The organism is Thalassotalea agariperforans (assembly GCF_053470345.1).
In genome coordinates this window covers 191,082-214,334 of sequence record NZ_JBQMWH010000003.1, presented here as the reverse complement: position 1 = coordinate 214,334, position 23,253 = coordinate 191,082, and the positions used below count along the sequence as shown (strand labels likewise).

The following is a 23,253-nucleotide window of genomic DNA, read 5'->3' as shown; positions in this document are numbered from 1 at the left end:
CCATTTATCCTTAACAAAGAGAGCCATATGAAAATAGCAGAAAACAAAGTAGCGGTGATCCATTATGCCGTATCTGACAGTGAAGGAACATTAATTGACAGTTCTTACGATCACGCGCCACTCTCCGTTATTTACGGTACTGGCTATTTAATTCCAGGTTTAGAAGATGCACTTAAAGGTCATCAAGCCGGTGATAAATTTGAAGTTGACGTACCTGCTGATGATGCTTACGGCCATCGCAACGATAGCTTTGTTCAGGCCGTACCGAAAGAAATGTTTGGTGCCGTTGAAGATATTGAAATTGGTACGCAACTACGCGCTGAAACCGACCATGGTGAACAAACAGTGATCGTGGTTGATATGAATGACGAAACCATTACCGTTGATGGCAACCATCCACTAGCGGGCATTGATTTATCATTTGATGTTGAAATTTTAGAAGTACGTGATGCAACGGCTGATGAATTAGCGCATGGTCATGTACATGGTGAAGGTGGCTGTGGCCATAATCACTAAGCATTTTGCTTTTAGCTTTTAGCTTTTAGCTTTTAGCTTTTAGCTTTTAGCTTTTAGCTTTTAGCTTTTAGTAAGCATAAAAAAACCGATGAATCTTCATCGGTTTTTTTATTTTCGCTTCGAGCTTTTGGCTTATAACTTCGAGCTTGTGGCTTATAACTTTTACCTTCGAGCTTGTGGCTTTTCGCTTCTAGCTTCGAGCTTTTCGCTTCTAGCTTTTAGCTTTTAGCTTGAAGTTATTCCGTAATTGGCTTCATATGCGGGAATAAAATAACATCTTTGATCGTTGGAGAGTCGGTAAATAACATCACTAAACGGTCAATACCAATACCTTCACCTGCGGTTGGCGGTAAGCCATATTCTAACGCTTGAATATAATCCGCATCATAATGCATAGCTTCATCATCGCCAGCATCTTTACCTGCAACTTGATTTTGGAAACGGGCAGCTTGATCTTCAGCATCATTAAGCTCTGAGAAGCCATTAGCTAACTCACGACCACCTACGAAGAACTCAAAACGATCAGTAATAAATGGATTTTCATCATTACGACGTGCTAACGGCGATACTTCCCAAGGATATTCAGTAATAAACGTTGGTTGATCTAATTTGTGCTCAGCAACTTCTTCAAAAATTTCACAAATATATTTACCTGCGCCCCATACTTTTGAAGCATCGGTTTCTTTTACACCCACTTGTTTAGCTATCGCTTTAAGTGCTTCAAAATTTTCTTCTGGGTTACGTAAAATATTTTCGTCAATACCTTCCGAGTGTTTTAAAATCGCATCTACCATAGATAAGCGCTCAAACGGCTGCCCAAAGTCATAGAACTTTTCTTCAACCACTTCGCCATCTGAATTTTTCACGGTATTACGAATAACTGAAGTGCCCATTACATCTTCCGCTAATGTTCTTAACATATCTTCGGTTAAGTTCATTAAATCTTTGTAATCAGCATAAGCTTGATAAAATTCGATCATAGTAAATTCAGGGTTATGACGTGTTGATAGCCCTTCGTTACGGAAGTTACGGTTAATTTCGAATACTTTTTCAAAACCACCAACGACTAGGCGCTTCAAATAAAGCTCAGGCGCTATACGCATAAACATTTGAATATCTAAGGCGTTATGGAAAGTTTCAAACGGTTTTGCCGTCGCGCCACCAGGGATGGTTTGTAACATAGGTGTTTCCACTTCCATGAAATCACGCTCAGTTAAAAACTTGCGAATACCATCAACAATTTTTGAACGAATTTTAAAGGTATTACGAGTATCTTGATTGATAATTAAATCAACATAACGCTGACGGTACTTAGTTTCAACATCAGACAAACCATGGAATTTTTCTGGTAACGGACGTAGAGATTTGGTTAATAATGAATACTCTTCCATATTAACGTATAAATCGCCTTTACCTGATTTATGTAAAACACCTTTAACACCAATAATGTCGCCAACGTCTAATAAGCCCCAGCGCGCTTTAATGTCTTTTTGTACCACTTTTTCAGCATAAGCTTGAATACGACCTGACATATCTTGTAAAACCAAAAAAGGTCCACGTTTGGCCATGATGCGACCAGCAACCGCATAAGTTACTTGTAGTTCTTCAAGTTCTTCTTTGGTTTTTTCACCATGCTCTGCTTGAATATCAGCAGCGTAATGCTCACGATTAAAGTCATTCGGATGACCGTTAGCAGGACAATTTTCACGAATGTGGCTAAGTTTACCGCGACGTTCGGCAATTAACTTGTTTTCATCTTGTGCTGGTTTTGCTTGATCTGTCATTTGATTTCTCAATATTTAACTTTGCTTACCCTAGTTTTCACTAAGATTATTAATTTCAATAAAATAATTATTTACTTGTTACTTTGTTGATAACAAGAACATTACGATATTCATGTTAGAACAAAGAAAAGTACTTTACTTACTAATGTAACTCAGTACTTTTGATGCCGTTAATTACTATTATTAAAGTGAATAACGACGTTTGTCTTATAATCGCTTTATAAACCAGACTTTAAACTGGCTTCTAAAAACTTATCTAAATCACCATCTAACACCGCTTGGGTATTACGGTTTTCGACACCGGTACGTAAATCTTTAATTCGGCTATCATCTAAAACATAAGAGCGAATTTGGCTACCCCAACCAATATCAGATTTACCATCTTCTAACTCTTGTTTACCGGCATTTTGCTTTTGCATTTCCATTTCGTACAACTTAGCTTTTAATAGCTTCATTGCGGTAGCACGGTTTTTATGTTGCGAACGATCCGCTTGGCAAGCAACAACAGCGCCGGTTGGAATATGAGTCAAACGAATAGCAGAATCCGTTTTGTTAACATGCTGACCACCCGCCCCTGACGCACGGAAAGTATCTACTCGTAAGTCCGATGGGTTAATATCTATTTCAATATTGTCGTCAATTTCCGGATAAATAAAAGCTGATGCAAATGATGTATGACGGCGGCCACTTGAGTCAAACGGAGACTTTCTCACTAAACGATGAACACCGGTTTCAGTGCGTAACCAACCAAACGCATACTCGCCTGAATATTTGATAGTACAGCCTTTTATACCGGCGACATCACCATCGGTAACTTCAATTAATTCTGTTTTAAAACCATGCGCTTCACCCCAACGTAAATACATCCGCATCAGCATTTCTGCCCAATCTTGCGCTTCAGTACCGCCTGAGCCAGATTGAATATCTAAGTAACAATCGCTAGCGTCTTGTTCGCCCGAAAACATCCGGCGAAATTCTAATTTTTCAAGTTTAGCGTTTAATTCTAACAATTCACTTTCAGCATCACTGAAGGTATCTTCATCAGCTTCTTCAATGGCTAATTCCACTAAACCTTCAATATCATCACAACCTTCGTCAAGTTCTTGAATGGTTTTAACCACGGCTTCAAGCGACGAACGTTCTTTACCTAATGCCTGCGCACGTTCAGGTTCATTCCATATTTCAGGCGCTTCTAATTCACGTGTTACTTCAATCAACTTTTCTGCTTTAACATCGTAATCAAGGTAACTCCTAAGCATATTAGAACGCTCACGAATTTCTTTAATTTTGTTTATTACCGGGTTGACTTCAAACATAAATTTTACAGGTCTTACAATATTGTGGAATGACGATAAAATAGCAGCGCATTGTAGCTTAAAAGTATTTGTAAATAAACGTGTGACAACAGATAAACTTAATCAAGCTAAACTCGAAATATCAACATTATTGAGCAAGTGCAATATGCTCAACCATTAATTGAATATTTCGCTTACCGCGAAACTCATTTATATCGAGTTTAAAGGCCAAATGTACTTTTTTAGCTTGGCTATTAGGCCAGGCTTTTATATCCACATTAAAAGCAATCGCGTCAAAGGCAACACCATTTTTTTCCACCATTAATTTCAAGTGCTTTTCGCCAACAATACGTTGTTGTAATAACACAAACACATCGTCAAATACCGGCTCTAAAAAGTGCTGTCCCCATGGGCCTGCTTCTCTTAACTGCTCGGCAAATTCAAGGTTAAAAAATTGACTTGGTAATTCACCATCAGTTAATAAAATATTTTGCAGTGCTTCCTCGGTTAACCATTTACCGGCATATTCATTAAAACATTGTTGAAAGCGTTGAAAGTTTTTCGTTTGAATACTCAAACCCGCCGCCATCGCATGACCACCAAATTTAATAATTAAATTAGGCTCTTGGCTATGAATATGCTCAAGTAAATCACGAATGTGTAAGCCTGGTATTGAACGCGCTGAGCCTTTAATTTCATCTTGATTATCATCTGATGCAGCGGCAAAGACGATAGTTGGACGATGGTATTTTTCTTTAATTCGCCCCGCGACAATACCAATCACCCCTTGATGCCATTCTGGATGAAACAGTGCTAAGGCATGTGGCAAATTGTTTTCATTAAACTTTAATTTTGCCATCACTTGCTCGGCTTCTTGTTGCATGCCTTGCTCTATTTCACGACGCGCTTTATTTAAATGTTCAAGCTCAGCGGCCATTTGTCTTGCTTGGTTTATTTCTTTTGCTAACAAACAATTAATACCATAAGACATATCATCTAACCGACCCGCCGCATTAATGCGTGGACCAAGCGCAAAACCAAAATCACTAGCAACTAAGCTATGTTGATCACGATTAGCAATTTCAATTAACGCTTGAATGCCTGGCCGAGTATGCCCTGCCCTAATTCGCTTTAAACCTTGCGCCACCAAAATACGATTATTCGCATCTAATGGCACAACATCAGCCACCGTACCTAAGGCTACTAAATCCAGCAGTTGTGCAATATTAGGCTCAGCAATGCCAATACGATTAAACCAATCTTGCTCTCGACAATACTTTCTTAGCGCTAACATTAAATAAAAAGCAACGCCAACGCCCGCTAATGCTTTACTTGGAAAATTACAGCCCACTTGATTAGGATTAACAATAGCATCGGCTTTAGGTGTAGTGTTACCGGGTAAATGATGATCCGTAACCACCACTTGCAACCCTAATGATTTCGCCCGCTCAACCCCTTGTACACAGCTAATACCATTATCAACGGTAATAATTAATTGGCCACCTTGCTGATGGGCTATTTCAACAATCTCTGGTGATAAGCCATAACCATACTCAAAACGATTAGGTACTAAAAAATGATGATTTCTGCTGCCCATTAAGGCCAAGCCTTCCATCATTAAGGCGGTACTAGTAGCGCCATCAGCATCAAAGTCACCAATAATGACAATATTTAATTGCTGTTCAATGGCGGCATAAATAACCTGACACGCTTGTTCAATACCAAGCAAACTTGTCACTGGTGCCAGTTGCTGGCTAGTTAACAATAATTCGTCGGCATCTGCTACACCACGGCTAGCATATATCTGCTTCAATAACGCAGGTAATGTCGCGGGTAAATGTAGATCATTAACATGGGCACGACGAAGAATTGTTTTATCCATTGTATTAACTCAATTGTTTAAAAGGTAACCATTATAAAATGAAGATAAAAAAAGAGCCCGTTGAAGCGGGCTCTTTTTAGATATTCTAGCAAGATATTTTATATTTCCGCTAATATTTTGATAAGGTCATCAGGCTCTCTATAGCCAGGTAATAATTGACCATTACTTAAAATAACCGCTGGTGTGCCATTAACACCTATTTGACGACCAAAATTAAATTCTTCTTCAATTGGTGCATCACAAATACGATGCGCCACTTGCGAGCCAGCTTTAGCTTTAGTTAATGCTTCAGCAGGGCTTTCATGACACCAAATAGAACGTAAGTCTTGAAAGCTTTGAGTTAATTGACCACTCTGATCTCGAACACCATGACGCGGATAAGCTAAATAACGGATCGTGATCCCTAAATCATTATAAGCTGACATTTGAGCATGCATTTTACGGCAATAGCCACAGGTAATATCAGTGAATACCGTGATCACATGTTTTTCATTTTTAGCAGGATAAACAATCATGTTGTTTTCAAACGCTTTAACGCCTGCTAAACGCTCTTGAGCATAACGCTGCTCACCAATATCCACTAAACCAAAACCACCAGAAGAGCGATAAATTTTACCGGCGATAAAAAATTCACCATCATTACTAGCGTAAAATAAACCTTGATCCGTTGCTACTTCGGCAACCCCTGGTAACGCCGATGGTTTGATATCGATGACCGATAAACGCGTATTGGCTTGAATAAAATCAGTAATACTTTGTTTATTTACCTGCGTATTAACCGGCGCAGATGAGGTAGAAGTGCTATCTTCCGTTTCTTTAGCAGAATAAGCATATACAACACAAGACATTGTTAATATTAACAATAGTCCAACAACTTTTTTATACATCGGGATACCTAATAAATTCATGGTAGTTACTTCACAGTAATACGACCTCGGAAAGAGCAATAAAATTACCGTTTTTACCTACAAAAAGCAACGCGGTTAAATATTTAATTACAATTTAACTACCAAGCCAATTTAAGACAGAAGCCGTAAAATACTGGTAATTATCCACTTGCATTTGTTAAACTCGCCGGCAATTTTAGTGATCATAGTCTTAGGCAAATAATGAAAATCGGTCTTTTTTACGGTTCAACCACTTGTTATACCGAAATGGCAGCAGAAAAAATTCAAGCAGCATTAGGCGAAGACTTAGTCGAACTTAACAATATCAAAGACATTCCCTTAGCCAACACAGCAAACTATGACATTTTAATCTTTGGTATTTCGACTTGGGATTATGGTGAATTACAAGAAGACTGGGAATCACACTGGGCTGAAACCGCTGATTTAAACCTAGCCGGCAAAATCGTCGCGCTTTATGGTATGGGCGATCAAGTAGGTTATGCCGAATGGTTTCAAGATGCTTTAGGTATGTTACACGAACATTTATTGCCAAGCGGTTGCCATTTTATTGGTGCTTGGCCAAATCAAGGTTATGAGTTTACCGCTTCAAAAGCCCTAGCCGATGATCAACAGTCGTTTGTTGGTTTATCAATTGATGATGAAAACCAATATGAGCAAACCGAACAGCGTATTGAACAGTGGACAACACAATTGTTAGACGAAATTGAAGCACTCTTATCTGAATAATCTTGTTGCCATAAACAATGACACTGTACCGCTATCGAATTAATTCAACAATATCGGCATAAAATAACGACTTAATACTCGCTTACCGTTATAATCAGGCCAATTTTCAATTACTAGGGAACATGCATGTTTGCGCAGTTTGATCTCGACCAAGCATTACTTGGTGGCATTCAAGACATAGGTTATAAAAAACCAACATCAATTCAAGAACTTGTTTTACCTGAAGCCATGGCTGGTAAAGATGTTTTAGCATCAGCACCAACTGGCACGGGCAAAACCGCTGCTTTTTTATTACCCGCTGCCCAACATTTATTGGATTACCCGAGAACCAAACCCGGCTTTCCGCGTGTTTTAGTATTAACACCCACCCGTGAATTAGCGATTCAAATCAGCGAACATGCTACGGATTTAACTAAATATACCAATATTAAAACGGGTTTGATCACAGGTGGTGTTAACTACGGTAGTCATAAAGATATACTAACCGCCACCACCGACATGTTAATCGCCACCCCAGGCCGATTATTAGAATATATTGAAAACGAACAGTTTGATGCGCGTGAAATTGAAATTCTCATTCTTGATGAAGCCGATCGCATGTTAGATATGGGCTTTTCTGACACCATTAACCGCATTGTCGCAGAAGCAAGGTGGCGTAAACAAACTATGCTATTTTCAGCAACTCTCGAAGGCGCTGGCGTTGTTAAGTTTGCTAAAGAAGTATTAAACGAACCGGTATATGTCGAGTCAAACCCTTCACGTAAAGAAAAAGCCAAAATTCATCAGTGGATGCATTTAGCTGATCATAAAGAGCATAAATTACAACTGCTTTATAACATTCTTAAACAAGAAGAAGTAACACGTGCGGTAGTTTTTGCTAATAAGCGTGAAACCGTGCAAATGTTATCAGGTAAATTATTCGCTGAAGAACTCCCTTGTGCATGGCTTGAAGGTAAAATGCCACAAGACAAGCGTAACAATGCCGTGGAGCGTTTAAAGTCTGGTAAAGTTAAAATTCTAGTTGCAACCGATGTTGCTGCTCGCGGTTTAGACATCGACGATATCAGCCATGTTATTAACTTTGATATGCCGCGCAAAGCCGATATTCATATTCACCGCATTGGTCGTACAGGCCGTGCCGGTAACAAGGGTACCGCTATATCTCTAGTTGAAGCTCACGATATGCTAGTGATAGGTAAAATTGAACGCTACATGAAAGAGCGCTTACAAAGACGTACTATTGAAGGTTTACGACCACAATACAAAGAAGCAAAAGTAGCGATTAAAAAGCCAAAAGTTAAACGAACAACGGCACAGAAAAAAGCAAAAGCGAAAAAAATCGCTAAACGCAAAAAGAAATAACCTCACCTTTTTTATAAAACCCAGCATGCTTAAATCTGAGTTAAACTTAGAATTAAACAAACCGGCTGGGTTTTATAAAATAATACCAATCCGTATAAAACTATTTTCAAAAAAACAGCGCTATATCAAAAAACATAGCAAATATACGTTTATACTTATATAAATGAGTACAAATAACCTATCTGTTAGTTAAATTAGTGGGACGTTTGAATAATATTCCCCTTATTTTTTCACTGATAAACTAAACTAATATCGACAACATTGTAAATTGGAATATAGCTGTTAAGGACACTTCATGTACATCTCATTAACATTAAAGCAAAAACTCATTATTTTATCTGGCCTACCGTTATTGCTAATGATGCTTTTTTCAAGTTTATTAATTATCGATACCAACAAAAAAAATAATGACGCAGCGACCATTAATCAATTAATGACGTTAGCTATCATTAATTCAGAATTTGTCCATGAATTACAAAAAGAACGTGGCTTAACCGCAGGTTACATTGGCTCTGGTGGTAGCGAGCAATTTAAGCAAAAATTATTAGCACAGCGCCAACAAAGTGAACAACTAAAAAGTAAAAAACTAGCCGTCAACCAAGAGTTATTTGCGTTAACAGAAAAGGTCAATCTAACCAGTACTCAACAAGCTAACTCAGCATTAATTAGTCAAATTAATAGTATTAGACAGCAAGTAGACCAACAGAGCATTTCTTTAGCTGACGCCTTAGGTTTTTATACAAAGTTAAATGCTTCACTATTAACGGTTATTACCAAAATAGCTGAAATAGCTAATTCACCGGAAATTAAGCAACAAAGTTTAGCTTATTATTATTTCACCCAAGCAAAAGAAAGAGCAGGAATTGAGCGTGCAGTATTAAGTAATGTATTTTCAACGAATAACTTTTCTTTAGCCAGCTATGAAAAATACAAAGCGTTAGTATTACTGCAAAATACCTATTTAAAAGAGTTTGAACACCTTGCATCTAGTTCCGTGTTTACTATGTATCAACAAGCCATGAATGCAACGGCTATTCAAGACGTTGAAAATTACCGTGCAATTGCTAATACAAATAATTTAAACGGTCAGTTTAATGTTGACCCAATCACCTGGTTTGCGAGTGCAACACAACGCATTAATATTTTAAAAAACATAGAAACCAACATAGCAACAAGCTTAACCACACTGTCAGCTGAGCAACAACAGCAAGCTAGCAACGCTAATATTATCTACTTATTATTAGCTATTAGCTTAGGAGTAACTTGTATATTCATCGCGCTCAATGTCATTAAAGGCATCAATAAAAAAGTTAAAAGCTTAGTTGAAACCTTAAAATATTGTTCAGAAAACAGTGCTCTAGATAAAACACTAGTGGTTGAAGGAAAAGATGAGTTTAGTGATATTTTCACCGCAATAAACCAAATGTTCGCCAGCTTTAAAACGGCCATTGTCGAACTCGCCAAAAGTAGTGAGTCATTAGCCGCTTCTAGCAACCAAAACTCAGCCACCGTTGAGCAATCAAGTGTTGCGTTAAACCAGCAAAAAGAACAAGTGTATTTAATTGCTACTGCCGTTGAAGAAATGTCACAAACCATTCAAGAGGTTTCTAAAAACACGCTTGATGCTTCTGAAGCAGTTAGTAATGCAGAAAATTTAGCTAAATCAATGTCTGACATTACCAACGCATCTATTGAACAAATTAAGAAAGTCTCTAACGATGTTAATGATGTTCATCAATTAATTTCATCTTTGCATGGCAGTACTGGTGAGATCACTAACGTTGTTGATGTGATCAAAGCCGTGGCCGAACAAACAAACTTATTAGCTCTTAATGCCGCAATTGAAGCAGCAAGAGCTGGCGAACAAGGTAGAGGCTTTGCCGTGGTTGCCGATGAAGTTAGAACACTGGCACAGCGCACACAAGAATCAACACAACAAATTGAGGGGATTATTAATAACTTCACTCAATCAACAAATCAATCGTTTGCATTAATTGAAAACTGTCAAAATAACACCAATTTAAGTGTTGAAAGGTCAGAACAAATTACCGCAAAAATGGCTGAAATTGAGACTTCTATTGAAATTATCAACCAAATGACCACACAAATAGCCACTGCATCAGAAGAGCAAGTCGTAGTCGCCGCTGACATAGCCGAAAATCTTAATCAAATAAGTTCTGCTGCTGATGAATCAGCTAGTGCTATTGATGAAATATCTCAAACAAGCCATAACCAAGCGGAATTAGCAAATAATCTCAAAGGATTATCGAGCGCATTTATTGTTTAAACAAACGTACAAAAATGCTTTATCTTGTTATATGATATAGACCACAATGGATTGTAAAATAAACATCAATAAAAAAATGACGCACAAAACTTATCAACATCAAACATTAGAAGAGTCTGAAATCACTTTAAACAGTATTTTAGACTTAATTGTTGAAGGTGTTTGGGATTGGAATGCAACTTCTAGACAAGTGACACGTAGCCCTAACTGGTATCATATGCTAGGTTATGAGCTTGGTGTTTTTCGAGAAGATGTGTTTACTTGGGAAAACATTATACATCCTGAAGATTATCCGCGAGTTATGGCTCATTTTGAGGCTTATATCTCGGGGAAAAGCGACAAATATGAAATAGAATATCGTTGCAAAAAAGCAGACGATACGTATTTATGGATTATCGACCGCGGTAAAATCATTGAATATAGCTCTGATGGTAGTGTTAGCCGAATGATTGGTGCCCACCAAGACATTCATCAACATAAAATGGATCAACAAACGCTGTTAGAGCAAAACAAATTACTGCAAGCCGATAACTTAAGTTTAGAAAAAATATCCACCCAAAAAAATGAAGAATTACAGGCTCAAATAGCCTTATTAGAAAAGAAAGTTTCAGAAATAGAATCGATTTCTAATACCGATCCCTTAACCTTAATTGCTAACCGAAAAAGTTTTGAAGAAGCATTAAAAAAAGAAATTATCAGATCAGCTCGTTATAACCACCCGTTATCATTGGCGATATTTGATATTGACCTTTTCAAAGTGATTAACGATAAATATGGTCATAAAGTAGGCGATAAAATATTATGTCAAATAACCACCATCGTATCAAAAAATATACGTCAAGTTGATTTATTCGCGCGTTGGGGCGGTGACGAATTTGTGATTATTTTCCCTGAACAAAATAAAGCTCAAGCTCATATTAGCTGTGAAAAACTACGTTCAATTATTAGACAATTAGAAGTTATCAAAGATATTTCCGTTAGTTGTAGCTTTGGTGTTTCCCAATACCAAAAAACGGATAATTTTGACACCTTATTTCACCGAGTTGATAGCTTATTATATCAAGCAAAAGAAAATGGCAGAGATAGCGTAAAGTCTTAGCTTCTCTGCTAACCATGATGTAATAAAATAACTACTTTTATTAATTTTTGCTACTCGATGCTTCATCTCTCGGGAGAATAACAGTAAGTACCGTTTGGTTATTCTCATCTGAGCTTTCAAATGAAATATGACCATTTTGCGCTTCTGTTAATAATTTAGCAGAGTATGTACCTAAACCTGTACCTCCTGATTTACCATGCGTAACAAGTTTATCAAAAAAATGCTTTCTAATTTCTATCGGCACAACACCATGATTAGTAATACAAACCTTCACTGGGTTTTCATCATATAATTTAACTTCAACTTTTGTTTTTGCCGGTGCCGCCTCACAAGCATTTGCCAATAAATTTTGAAACAACGAATAACAAAAAGTAATATCACCTAATACCTGCGGTAAGTGCTCATCTTCTGTGACATCGGTATCAACAATAATTTGTAGCGTTTTATTAGCACTATTATTTCTTGCTATGGTAACAATTTGTCTTAAAACGTCAGCAATTGGCAACGACTTTGCCGTCAATGTATATTGCCCAGTTTCAATTTTATAAAGTTCCGCAGATAGATTAATAATATTAATTGCTTGTAACGCAGATTGTTCAGCTAGTCGAAGCTGTTGACGTTGTAAGTCTTTTAGTGAATGCCCCTCGTTTAGTGATTGAATTATACCAATCACCGCAGCAACCGACCCTTTGATGTCATGCTGAGTTATCAATTCAACTTGCTCTCTTAATCGTGCATTTTCTTGCAATGTATCGTATTCATATTGCAATGTTTTATGCAATAAAACATAACGCATAAAGTTACGGATCCGCGGTAAGAGTAAATTAGGATCTATCGGTTTAGTCACATAATCAACCGCCCCTAATGCCAAGCCTTTACTTTGAGCTTTATCGCCTTCCATTGCTGTAACAAAAATAATTGGGATTGATTCAGCGTTAGGGTGAGAACGCATTTTTTTAGCAACCGCAAAGCCATCCATCTCCGGCATCATAATGTCGAGCAACACTAAATCTGGCGGCGTATCAGAGCAGCAAATCTCTAATGCTCTTTTTCCATTTAGCGCAACTTGAATACGGTATTCATCTTTAAGTAATTGATAAAGCACTTCTACATTATCGGAATTATCATCGACAATTAATATTGTTGGACGACTCTGCTTAATGTCAGCTGATGCTGGCTTTTCAATTTCCGACGCAGGCTGAGTAGTATGAGTAACAGTTTTGCTTGGTGCATGCCACTTAGTTGCTTTATTAATGCGCTCTAATAACACATTCGCACTATAAGGTTTAACAATTAATGAACTAACACCATGAGCAATTGCTTCAATGACTCGCTCCCGTCCTGCTTCCCCTGTGAGCATAATAAAAGGAATATGGCACAATGCTTTATTCGCTCGAACCGCCATCAATAATTCTAGCCCGGTCATTGCAGGCATATTCCAATCACACAAAATCAGATCAAATGAATGCTCTAATAGTAAATTAAGTGCCTCGGTACCATCACTTGCTTGGGTAACTTTTTCAACACCAAATGTTCTTAGTTGCGAACAAGTCACTTTGCGCATACTATCAAAATCATCAACGACCAGTATTTTTGTTTTTTTAGTTAACTCCATCGCCCTATCTCAAATCCATTGGCCTAATTAGTTTTTTTGTTCTATTGCTTGCTTCACATATTCTAATTTTTCTTCCATATCAGCATCAGAATCTGCATATTTTTTCGCAATTTCTCTAAAGTCGTCAGCAAGCGTAATAAACGCATCAACCATGTCAGGATCAAAGTGTGAACCTTTACCTTCAATAATAATACTTACGGCTTTTTCATGCGGCATAGGGTCTTTATAAACACGGCGACTGATCAAGGCATCATAAACATCAGCTACAGCCATTAAACGTGCCGAAATAGGAATATCATCTCCCGCTAAGCCTTCAGGATAACCTGAACCATCCCACTTTTCTTGATGACCATAAGCAATTTCTTTCGCTATTTTTAAAAAAGGCATTTCAATACCAAGGCTTTTCTCTGCGTGCTCAATAGCATCTCGCCCTAGCGTAGTGTGAGTTTTCATGATTTCAAATTCATGCGGTTCAAAACGTCCAGGCTTTAACAAGATCCTATCTGGAATACCCACTTTGCCAATATCATGTAATGGTGCAGATTTATATAACAATTCAATAGTATCATCGTCATTCAGATAATGAGCAAAGCGTGGATTAAACCTTAACGCCTCAGCTAATGCTTTAACATAATGCTGAGTACGGCGAATATGATTACCCGTTTCATTATCACGGGTTTCTGCTAGCGACGCCATAGCACGAATGGTGACATCTTGAATGGCAGAAACTTCTTTAGTACGTCTGGTAACCTCGTCTTCTAAAAAGGTATTATTGTCTTTTAAAAAGTCTTGAACATGTTTGTTATTTAGATGCGTTTTAATCCGGGCTAAAACAATCGGGGGAGATATAGGTTTAGTAATGTAGTCACTTGCGCCTAATTCAAAACCTTTGGTTTCATCAATGGTTTCGGTTTTAGCGGTTAAAAATATAATAGGAATATCACGGGTTTGAATATTAGCTTTAAGTTGTTGACACACCTCATAACCATCCATGCCAGGCATCATAATATCAAGCAAGATCAAATCAGGTGGTGCATCACTTTGTGCAACTTGTAAAGCTCGCTCGCCACTATTCGCCACTTTAACACGGTAAGTAGACTTCAATAACCCAGCCATAAGCGTTAAATTATCAGCGGTATCGTCAACAACTAAAATTGTCGATTTTTTTGGATATTTATCTTCCTCAATCATTTTATATTCTCCATTACTGTTATTTATCCGTACCCTAAAAAATATAAATTCTAATTAGTAGGGCTAAATTTTTTGTGTTAATCCAATGCTAATTTTTGATTTCTATTTCATTAACAAATAACAATAAAATAGCGTTGGTTAAGTTACTCTCTGGTCTGTAATCGTAATTCAATTTCAGCGCTTTGTTGATTAAGTTCAATCAAAGCTTGATGAAAATCAAACTGCTGAATAGCATTAGCAATACTTTGATAAGCGACCGAATTTAATACACTTTTAAATATTGCTTTATTTTCTTCAAACACGTCGCAAGCTTCACTTTCATAGTTTTCAAGTAATTCTTTTAGACTTGATAATACTTTTTTCGTTATTTCAGGGTTAAGGTCAATAACACTCACTTCTTGCTCTTTTGGTAAAAACGCTGTCAGTGCCGTTATTAAGTTTGTTAACTTCTGAGCAAATATTTGTACTAAAGGCACTAAACTGACTTGCTCATTAGCAACTATTTGTTGTTCAATTTCAAACGCTAATTCCTGTAATTCTGTTGCGCCGATATTGCCACAAACCCCTTTTGTAGTGTGAGCTATTCGCTCTGCCGTTTCATTATCTTTATCGCCTAAAGCCTGATTCAATTTTGCAACGGTTTCCGCCTGATTAACAACAAACTTCTCTAACATAGTTAAATAAGCTTGTTTTTTACCAAGCACACGTTTTAAGCCTAATTCAACATTTAAACCGTCGATTACCGGCAAAAGTACTTCAGAGTTTGTAGCTCCGTTAAGTTGTTGCTGAAGTTGAGGGGAAGTCTTGATAGCTTCAGTACTTGGTTTAATCCATTGCAATAAGTTTCTATATAAGTCTTCAGGATCTATCGGTTTAGCTATATGGCCATTCATCCCTGCAGCCAAACATTTTTCTTTATCTTGCACCATAGCATTAGCCGTCATCGCAATAATAGGCAACATATTGTATGCCTCTATTTTACGGATCGCTTTTGTTGCCGTTATACCATCCATTATTGGCATCTGCATATCCATTAATACGGCATCAAATTTATGCTCAGCAAGTAAATCTATGGCTTCCTGCCCGTGATTGGCCAACGTTACCACAAAACCAGCATCTTCGAGTAAACCAACGGCCACTTCCTGATTAAGCTCATTATCTTCAGCCACTAATACAGAAGCCCCTTTAATTAATTCAAGTTTTAAATTCAAATCAATATTGAGGTGATTGGCAGCACTTTCTTCATAACTTCCCCCTAACACATGCATTAAGACATCAAAAAGTAATGACGGATTCACCGGCTTGGTAATCACCTCTTCTATTCCTGCCGTTTTTGCTACTTTCAAAGCTTCGTCTCGACTATATGCCGTGACAAGAATAAAATGTGGCGGGGTTTTTAAATTCAGCTCACTGATCGCTTTTGCCGTTTCGGTACCATCAATATTAGGCATACGCCAATCTAATAAAACCACGGAGTAAGAACTACCCTCTTGCTCCGCTTGTTGAATTAATGCAATTGCTTGTTCACAACTTTCCGCTTGATCAACATTAAATGCCATCCCGGTTAATAAAGACTCAAGCACATTTCGAGCGGTATCGTTATCATCTACAACTAATATCCGTTGTCCCCGTAAGGAAAATTCAGGCAGCATATTGCGGTAGCGCTTTTGACTTTTACCTAACCAAGCACTGAACCAAAAAGTACTTCCCTGACCCAGTTCACTTTCAACCCCAACCTCCCCTTTCATTAGATTAGCTAATTGCTTAGAAATGGCTAAGCCCAAACCAGTACCGCCATATTTACGACTGGTTGACATATCGGCTTGTTGAAATGATTGAAATAATTTTTGTTTTTGTTCATCCGTTAAGCCAATACCGGTATCACGAACATTAAACTTAATTAAGTACGCGTTTTCTTTTTGTTCAAGTAATTCAATGGCTATCACTATTTCGCCACGCTCGGTAAATTTAACCGCATTATTAGCGTAATTGATTAACACTTGACCAATACGCAGTGAATCGCCGTTTAAAAAATGTGGAACATCTGGCGCAATATCAAAAACAAACTCAAGCCCTTTAGCATGAGCTTTATCACTGATTAAATTGGCAACATTATCAAGTACAGTGTTTAAATCAAAATCTACATGTTCAATGCTAAGTTTACCGGCTTCAATTTTTGAAAAATCAAGAATATCGTTAATAATGCCAAGTAAATGCTGGCCAGAATTTTGAATTTTTGTAAGGTAGTCTTTTTGTCGTTGATCTAATGCCGTGTTATGCATTAAATGAGAAATACCAATAATGGCGTTCATGGGTGTGCGAATTTCATGACTCATATTAGCTAAAAAGTCAGACTTCATTTGTGTTGCTTCTTCTGCAACTTCTTTCGCTTTTTGTAATTTTTGTTCTGCCAAATAAGTCGTAGTAATATCAACAGCAACACCATATAAGTCAGTGGCACGACCTTGTTCATCTTTCACCACTTGACCAATAGCATGGATCCAAACAATACGGCCATCTATGGGGCGCTTGTAAGCATAAATAGCATCATAACGAGGCGCTTCACCACTCACCGCAGCCTCAAAACTTGCTTTCGCTTTTTCCGCCGCCGCTTTATCGCCCAATTCTACTTGTACTAACCAATGATCCATCAGCGGATATCGCCAATTTTCATTTGGAATATCACCAAATAAACGCGCAGCTTGCTCTGAAGAATTATAATAACCGTCTGTTGCCAGTAGCGGCACATGCCAATAACCTGCTTGGGTTAAATCTAATGCTTGCTCACTGAGAAATTTCGCATGCTCCAACTGTTTTTTTTCTGCCATTCGTTGGCTTATATCCCGAATAGATGCACAAGCACACTCTCCTCGCCCACCCAAATCAGGTAATAAACTTAACCCTATTCCTAATGGGAATTGGCTTTTATCTTTACGTACCCCCATTAATTCTTTACCAGCTCCCATCTCTCGACTTGTACCGGCTTTCATAAACCCAGCTCGCTGTTTGGTGTGATTATGGCGCAATGATTCAGGTAACAACATATCAACGCTTAGGCCTAACAACTCATTAGGAGCGTAACCAAACAATGCTTCAGCTTTAGGGTTAGATAAAATAATGATCCCTTCTTTATTCACAACCAATATGCCATCAGGTGCAATTTCAACGATGGACCTAAACCAAGTTTCCGTTTGAATTAAATCAGCCTGCTGCGCTTCCATTTCGGTTGATTGCTGCTCTAATAGAGCGGCCTGCTGCGCCATTTCTTTTGCTTGCTGTTGAGTTTCGGTTAACAAGTTTTGTGTATGTAAATTACGTGCTAATAATTCCATACTCATACCTAACAAAGGCATAATGGCATTTAATAATTCATTTTCTCGCGCTTTTAATGGCTGCAAAACAGCAAACTCTACGACACCTAATAAACATTCATTATGTAATATAGGCATAATCATAATTTGCTTAGCTTGTGCTCGCCCGAGACCCGAATTGATAACAATGTAATCTGCGGGTGGTTCGCGTAAAATAATAGGAGACTTTTCAATTGCACATTGACCAACTAAACCTGAACCCAATTTTATTTTTAATTGTCGTTCTTGAGATAACTCATTACCATAACCTTTAACTTCATGTAACTCTTCATTTTTATAATCATAAACAACCGCATAACCTATGTTTAATAATGGGCATAAATTAGCTAAAAACTGTTGTGATAATTGATTTAAATCATCACTTTGTTGCAATAAAGTCGCTATTTCAGAAAGATGAGTTTTAACCCAACGTTGGTCTTCCATTTTTTGATATAGTTGTTGTAAAACTTCAATACCTCGCGCTATTTCACCTGTTTCATTTGGGTAGTCGGTATAAGGAATTTTATCTTCAGTTTTACCATTGGCTAAGTTATCGATCGCTCTGCGTAAGCGGTTAGATGGTTTAGTAATTGATTTACCAACCAGAAATGCCAGAACAACCCCGAATAAAAGGCTCGCTATAATTAATAGCACATGTAATTTTTCTGTTTCCTGCTGCTTTTGTGCCATAGCAAGTGCCATTTCTTTTGCCGCCTGCTCCTTTAAATCAACGATTTGATCTAAGGTTGTATCAGCCGCATCGGCAACCTCACTATACGGCACACTTAAAATATATTCTCGAGCTTGCACTAAGTCGTAGCCATTACGATCTATTAAGTTAATAACCTGTTTAATATTACTTTGATATTTGGCAAACTCTCGATCAAATTTATCTAATAAACCAGCATTGTGCTCAATCAGAATACTTTGACGGGCATTATTTAATTGTTGTTCTAAATTTAAAATGGCCTGTTCGGTTTTATTTCTTGCATTGTCTCGTTCACTTTCATCAAATGCTAAAAGCATTTGACGGACATTTCGGCCGATCAAAATTAAGTTCACATTCGCTTCTTTAATTTGCGAAATACCCAATAATTTTTGCTCATACAAATCATGAATATCAGCACTCATTTTTTGTACACTAGTAATAGCATTCACGCCAAGCATTAAAATAATGATGTTCAATGCGCCAAAACCGACAAGTAATTTTGTCGATAAAAAACGCTTTTCAATCAAAATCCAAAACTTATTTCTTTTCATTATTTGGATACCCCACTCAATGTGGCCATATATGCTTAAACTTAATTTTTTTCGTGCTGTTCTAACACCAATAAAGCTTGCTGAAAATCAAATTGCTCTATCGAATTTTTGAGTTGCTGATATTTTGCTGCCGCTAACAATTGTTTAATAATCGCCTGATGTTCCTCGAAAATATCACAAGCTTCACTATCATCATTGGCAAGTAATTCTTTTAATTGCACAATAATGTTATTGGCTTCATCTTTATTAATATTAACGGCTTCAACATCTTCTTCCTTCGGCAAAAACGCTTGTAGTTGCATTAATAACGCCGCTAAATCTTGCTCAAAAATCGCTAAGGGTTCAGCTAACTCTTCTAACTGCTCTTGACCAATTTGGGTCTCCAAATGAGCAGCTTGTTGTTGTAAATTGCTCGCGCCAATATTGCCACACACCGACTTTGCAGTATGAGCAATGCGCTCAGCTGTAGCTAAATCACGTTCGGCCAATGCTTGCTTCAACAACTTAACCGTATCAGCTTGGCTGTTAACAAATTTAGTTAACATAGTTAGATAAGCTGTAGACTTATTAAGCACTCTTTTTAGTCCTAGCTCTACATCTAAACCATGAATCTTAGGTAATAGTCGATTTTCATTTTCAACTGTTGGCTTTTGCGCCATGGTTAATGGTTGTGTATGTTGATTAATGCCTCTAGGTTTAAGCCAGCGTAATAAGGTTTTATATAAATCTTCCGGATCAATCGGTTTAGCAATATGGCCATTCATGCCTGCAGCAAGACACCTCTGTTTGTCTTGTTGCATAGCATTCGCCGTCATGGCAACAATTGGCAACATGCTATATGCCTCAATTTTCCTTATTTCCTGGGTGGCGGTTAAACCATCCATAACAGGCATTTGCATGTCCATTAAAACTATATCAAAGGTATTTTCTGCCAGCAGAGTCAATGCTTCTTTGCCGTCGTTAGCTATAGTTACCTCAAATCCAGCACCCTCTAACAAACCAATGGCCACTTCCTGATTAAGTTCATTATCTTCAGCAACTAATATCGACGCGCCTTGTATTAATGCCAAACGTTGATGAATGTCTGAATCTGAGTGTTCAATTCCTTCCACAGATTCATATTGACCACCTAATATACGCATCAAACTATCAAATAAGTATGAAGGGTTGATCGGTTTATGAAGGATCTCTTCTATTTTTGTCATCTTGGCTTGCTGCACAACCTCTTCACAGCCGTATGCTGTCACCATCATCAAATGTGGTGCTGTTTTAAGCTTGAGATCGGCAATCGCTTTAGCCGTTTCAATACCATCTAGCCCTGGCATATACCAATCTAATAACACCACAGCATAAGGATTATCTTCTTGTTCAGCCTGCTGAATTAAATCAAGTGCTTGTTCGCCACTTTCAGCTTGATCAACGTTAAATAACATACTAATGAGTAACGTTTCTAACACTGTGCGGGCAATATTGTTGTCATCAACAATTAATAAACGTAAACCTTGTAAAGAAAATTCGGGCAATAATGACCGGTATTTTTCTTTGCTTTTACCTAAGCTTGCTGTGAACCAAAAGGTACTTCCTTGACCATATTCACTTTTTACACCAACGTTCCCCCCCATTAATTCAGCTAGCTGTTTAGAGATGGCTAGCCCTAAACCGGTGCCGCCATATTTACGACTCGTTGACATATCCGCTTGTTGAAATGATTGGAATAATTTATCTTTCTGCTCATCTGTTAAACCAATGCCTGTGTCTTTAACACTAAACTCTAATAAATATTGCTCGTCGGTTTGTTCGAGAATGCTAATCGCAATAATAATTTCGCCCCGTTCGGTAAATTTAACGGCATTATTGGCATAATTAATCAAAACTTGCCCAATACGCAGCGAATCACCATTTAAATAATGAGGAACGTCCGGATCAATATCAAAAATAAATTCCAACCCTTTTTCATTCGCTTTTTCACCAATTAAATTCGCAACATTGTCTAGCACTTTGCCTAATTCAAAATCAGCATGCTCAATCGTTAACTTACCCGCTTCAATTTTTGAAATATCTAAAATATCATTGATAATGCCCAATAAATGCTGTCCTGAAGCTTGTATTTTATCGAGGTAGGTCGTTTGGTTAGCATTTAATTCCGTTTTATGCATTAAATGAGAGATACCAATAATGGCATTCATTGGCGTTCGAATTTCATGACTCATATTCGCCAAAAAGTCTGATTTTACTTGTGCTGCTGTTTCAGCTTGGTCGCGGGCAACTTTAAGCTCTTGTGTTCTGGCAGAGACACGCTGCTCAAGTTCGTTATTAAGATTTTCTAGTTGAAATTGAATAGCGGCTTGCTTCGATAGGTCAATTAATACTGCGCCAACTCCAAACAGAATATCATCTCCCTCCAAATAAATAGGAAATAATGACACTTGATATTTTTTATCGGCATCAATTAATGGTGATGTTAATTCAAATTCACTAACTTCTTTTGTATTAACGACTTTTTCATGGGCTTGATGAAAAGCATTATAAAATTTCCCTGGTAACACATCCCAAATATTGTGACTTTGCCAATTATGACTATTTAGGCCAAGCAGGGTTTGAAATTGCACATTATGAACAAGAATTTCACCGGTAGGCAACCACATTAAAACACCACTAGGGACGTTTTCTCTTAAAGCACGGCCTAACATTTCAGATCGTAAAATTTCATGTTTAGACTTTTCAGCTTTACAGCCATGGACGATCACAATAACAATGGCGACTACCGTCAAAAATACGATAATCAAATTCACAATTCGGTTTAGAAAAAACGCTTCGGAGATATCTTTTTCAACAATAACCCCCATATTAAATTGTGACAACCACTCACCAGTACCCGCTACCTGTATATCTCGATAATCTTTATAACCTTCAAGGTAACCGGTTGATTTAGATTTATTTTGTAAAATAGTTTTAACTATTTTGGTAGGTTTGCTCTTTGGATCTTGAGGATTAGCTGCCGCATAAATAGTATCGCTTTCAAGAAATGGTGCTGAATCCTTAGCATAATTAAAACGTGTTGGCGTAAGAATCCGTCCGTTTTCATCAATTAGATATCCTTCACCTGTTTGACCAAACAAGGTGATTTTTAGCACTTTATATAAAGACTCTTCAGACAAAACAACTAGGCATAATGCGCCTAAAGTATCACTATTATTGATTGTTATATTGACACAGGTTGTTTGGTAGGCCGTGCCTTTTGCATGCATTCGTCCATCATAAACATGTTGATGAGTTGAAAACATCGGACGAGAGGTTAAGGTTTTTCCAGTTTCAATTACTCGTTTAGCATGTTTGCCAAGTTCACTATGAGCAATAGATTGACCAACTAAGCGATCTGTTCGCAGGGCTGCAAAACGCAAGTCTTTAGTAACTAGCGCATAATCGGCATAATCTTGCCGTTGAATAATGAAACCAAGTGCTGCCTTTAACTCTTTTCTCGCTTGAATATTTTCAGGGTCAGTTAGAATGGATGCCGACAAAGAAGATACCGATTCCAAGGTCGCAATAATATTAGCTGATTCTACATACCTGGTTTGCATGAGCTCGATAGCTTCTTCAACTGACTTTAATTGCATCTTCAAGTCATTAGCCACATCCGTTCTAAAAATGGTATTAGTTATAACAATAACTATCGAACAAAATGTTAATAACAGTAATGAAGAGATCAACATCCATTTGCTATTAGCTAAATTTTTTTTCAACATTATCTCGCATAGTCCCTTGTTTAACGATCTCTATATATGCCCAGCAGACCCTCACCGGCACATGGATATACGAAGTATAGTCCAAATAACTTTAAAGTAAGGCTAATGAATATTTATTGATACAATAAAAGTTTTATATTTTTAAAGCAATTCTTTTTAAAATCATAAATTTAAAATCCATCTCACTTTCAAACTTGTAACCATACTGGCTTTTTAAATTTGCTTACTTGGA

General features: G+C 37.5%; 13 protein-coding genes. 5 read left to right on the top strand and 8 right to left on the bottom strand.

The genetic code is table 11. The annotated features are described in order from the left end of the window. The first annotated feature begins 27 nt into the window (after positions 1 to 27). The gene (locus ACSLUO_RS06215; RefSeq protein WP_448247145.1) at positions 28 to 516 is read left to right on the top strand and encodes an FKBP-type peptidyl-prolyl cis-trans isomerase; all 489 of its coding nucleotides are present in this window, start codon (positions 28 to 30) and stop codon (positions 514 to 516) included. A 236-nt stretch (positions 517 to 752) separates the two neighbouring features. On the opposite strand, the gene lysS is transcribed toward ACSLUO_RS06215, so the two are convergent. From lysS to dsbC, 4 genes are all read right to left on the bottom strand, one after another. Beyond that, the gene (gene lysS, locus ACSLUO_RS06210) at positions 753 to 2,300 is read right to left on the bottom strand and encodes a lysine--tRNA ligase (RefSeq protein WP_448247143.1); all 1,548 of its coding nucleotides are present in this window, start codon (positions 2,298 to 2,300) and stop codon (positions 753 to 755) included. Between the two features lie 218 nt (positions 2,301 to 2,518). Continuing rightward, positions 2,519 to 3,616 carry a peptide chain release factor 2 gene (prfB, locus tag ACSLUO_RS06205; RefSeq protein WP_448247141.1) on the bottom strand — a complete coding sequence of 366 codons (1,098 nt, stop codon included), beginning with the start codon at positions 3,614 to 3,616 and terminating at the stop codon, positions 2,519 to 2,521. A gap of 127 nt (positions 3,617 to 3,743) precedes the next feature. After that, positions 3,744 to 5,477: a single-stranded-DNA-specific exonuclease RecJ gene (gene recJ / locus ACSLUO_RS06200; RefSeq protein WP_448247140.1), complete on the bottom strand. Its 1,734-nt coding sequence runs from the start codon at positions 5,475 to 5,477 to the stop codon at positions 3,744 to 3,746. A gap of 98 nt (positions 5,478 to 5,575) precedes the next feature. Next, complete coding sequence (dsbC, locus tag ACSLUO_RS06195) at positions 5,576 to 6,385, bottom strand: bifunctional protein-disulfide isomerase/oxidoreductase DsbC (protein WP_448247138.1); 810 nt, start codon at positions 6,383 to 6,385, stop codon at positions 5,576 to 5,578. Between the two features lie 201 nt (positions 6,386 to 6,586). Here dsbC and fldB point away from each other — a divergent pair, with 201 nt between their 5' ends. From fldB to ACSLUO_RS06175, 4 genes are all read left to right on the top strand, one after another. After that, positions 6,587 to 7,111: a flavodoxin FldB gene (gene fldB / locus ACSLUO_RS06190; protein WP_448247137.1), complete on the top strand. Its 525-nt coding sequence runs from the start codon at positions 6,587 to 6,589 to the stop codon at positions 7,109 to 7,111. A gap of 126 nt (positions 7,112 to 7,237) precedes the next feature. Continuing rightward, positions 7,238 to 8,473, top strand: a complete 1,236-nt coding sequence (gene srmB, locus ACSLUO_RS06185; RefSeq protein WP_448247135.1) for an ATP-dependent RNA helicase SrmB — start codon at positions 7,238 to 7,240, stop codon at positions 8,471 to 8,473. Between the two features lie 295 nt (positions 8,474 to 8,768). After that, positions 8,769 to 10,760 (top strand): methyl-accepting chemotaxis protein, encoded by a 1,992-nt coding sequence (locus tag ACSLUO_RS06180; RefSeq protein ID WP_448247133.1) that lies wholly within the window; start codon positions 8,769 to 8,771, stop codon positions 10,758 to 10,760. 76 nt (positions 10,761 to 10,836) lie between these two features. After that, positions 10,837 to 11,859, top strand: coding sequence for a sensor domain-containing diguanylate cyclase (locus ACSLUO_RS06175; RefSeq protein ID WP_448247132.1), 1,023 nt, complete (start codon positions 10,837 to 10,839; stop codon positions 11,857 to 11,859). Between the two features lie 40 nt (positions 11,860 to 11,899). On the opposite strand, the gene ACSLUO_RS06170 is transcribed toward ACSLUO_RS06175, so the two are convergent. The 4 genes from ACSLUO_RS06170 to ACSLUO_RS06155 form a co-directional block, all read right to left on the bottom strand. Further along, a complete protein-coding gene (locus tag ACSLUO_RS06170; protein ID WP_448247131.1) occupies positions 11,900 to 13,474 on the bottom strand; it encodes an ATP-binding response regulator in 1,575 nt (524 codons plus the stop codon). Between the two features lie 27 nt (positions 13,475 to 13,501). Then, positions 13,502 to 14,665 carry a response regulator gene (locus ACSLUO_RS06165; protein ID WP_448247130.1) on the bottom strand — a complete coding sequence of 388 codons (1,164 nt, stop codon included), beginning with the start codon at positions 14,663 to 14,665 and terminating at the stop codon, positions 13,502 to 13,504. A 143-nt stretch (positions 14,666 to 14,808) separates the two neighbouring features. Next, positions 14,809 to 19,275 carry a response regulator gene (locus ACSLUO_RS06160; protein ID WP_448247128.1) on the bottom strand — a complete coding sequence of 1,489 codons (4,467 nt, stop codon included), beginning with the start codon at positions 19,273 to 19,275 and terminating at the stop codon, positions 14,809 to 14,811. Between the two features lie 41 nt (positions 19,276 to 19,316). Beyond that, the gene (locus ACSLUO_RS06155) at positions 19,317 to 23,021 is read right to left on the bottom strand and encodes a response regulator (RefSeq protein WP_448247126.1); all 3,705 of its coding nucleotides are present in this window, start codon (positions 23,019 to 23,021) and stop codon (positions 19,317 to 19,319) included. Positions 23,022 to 23,253: the final 232 nt, after the last annotated feature.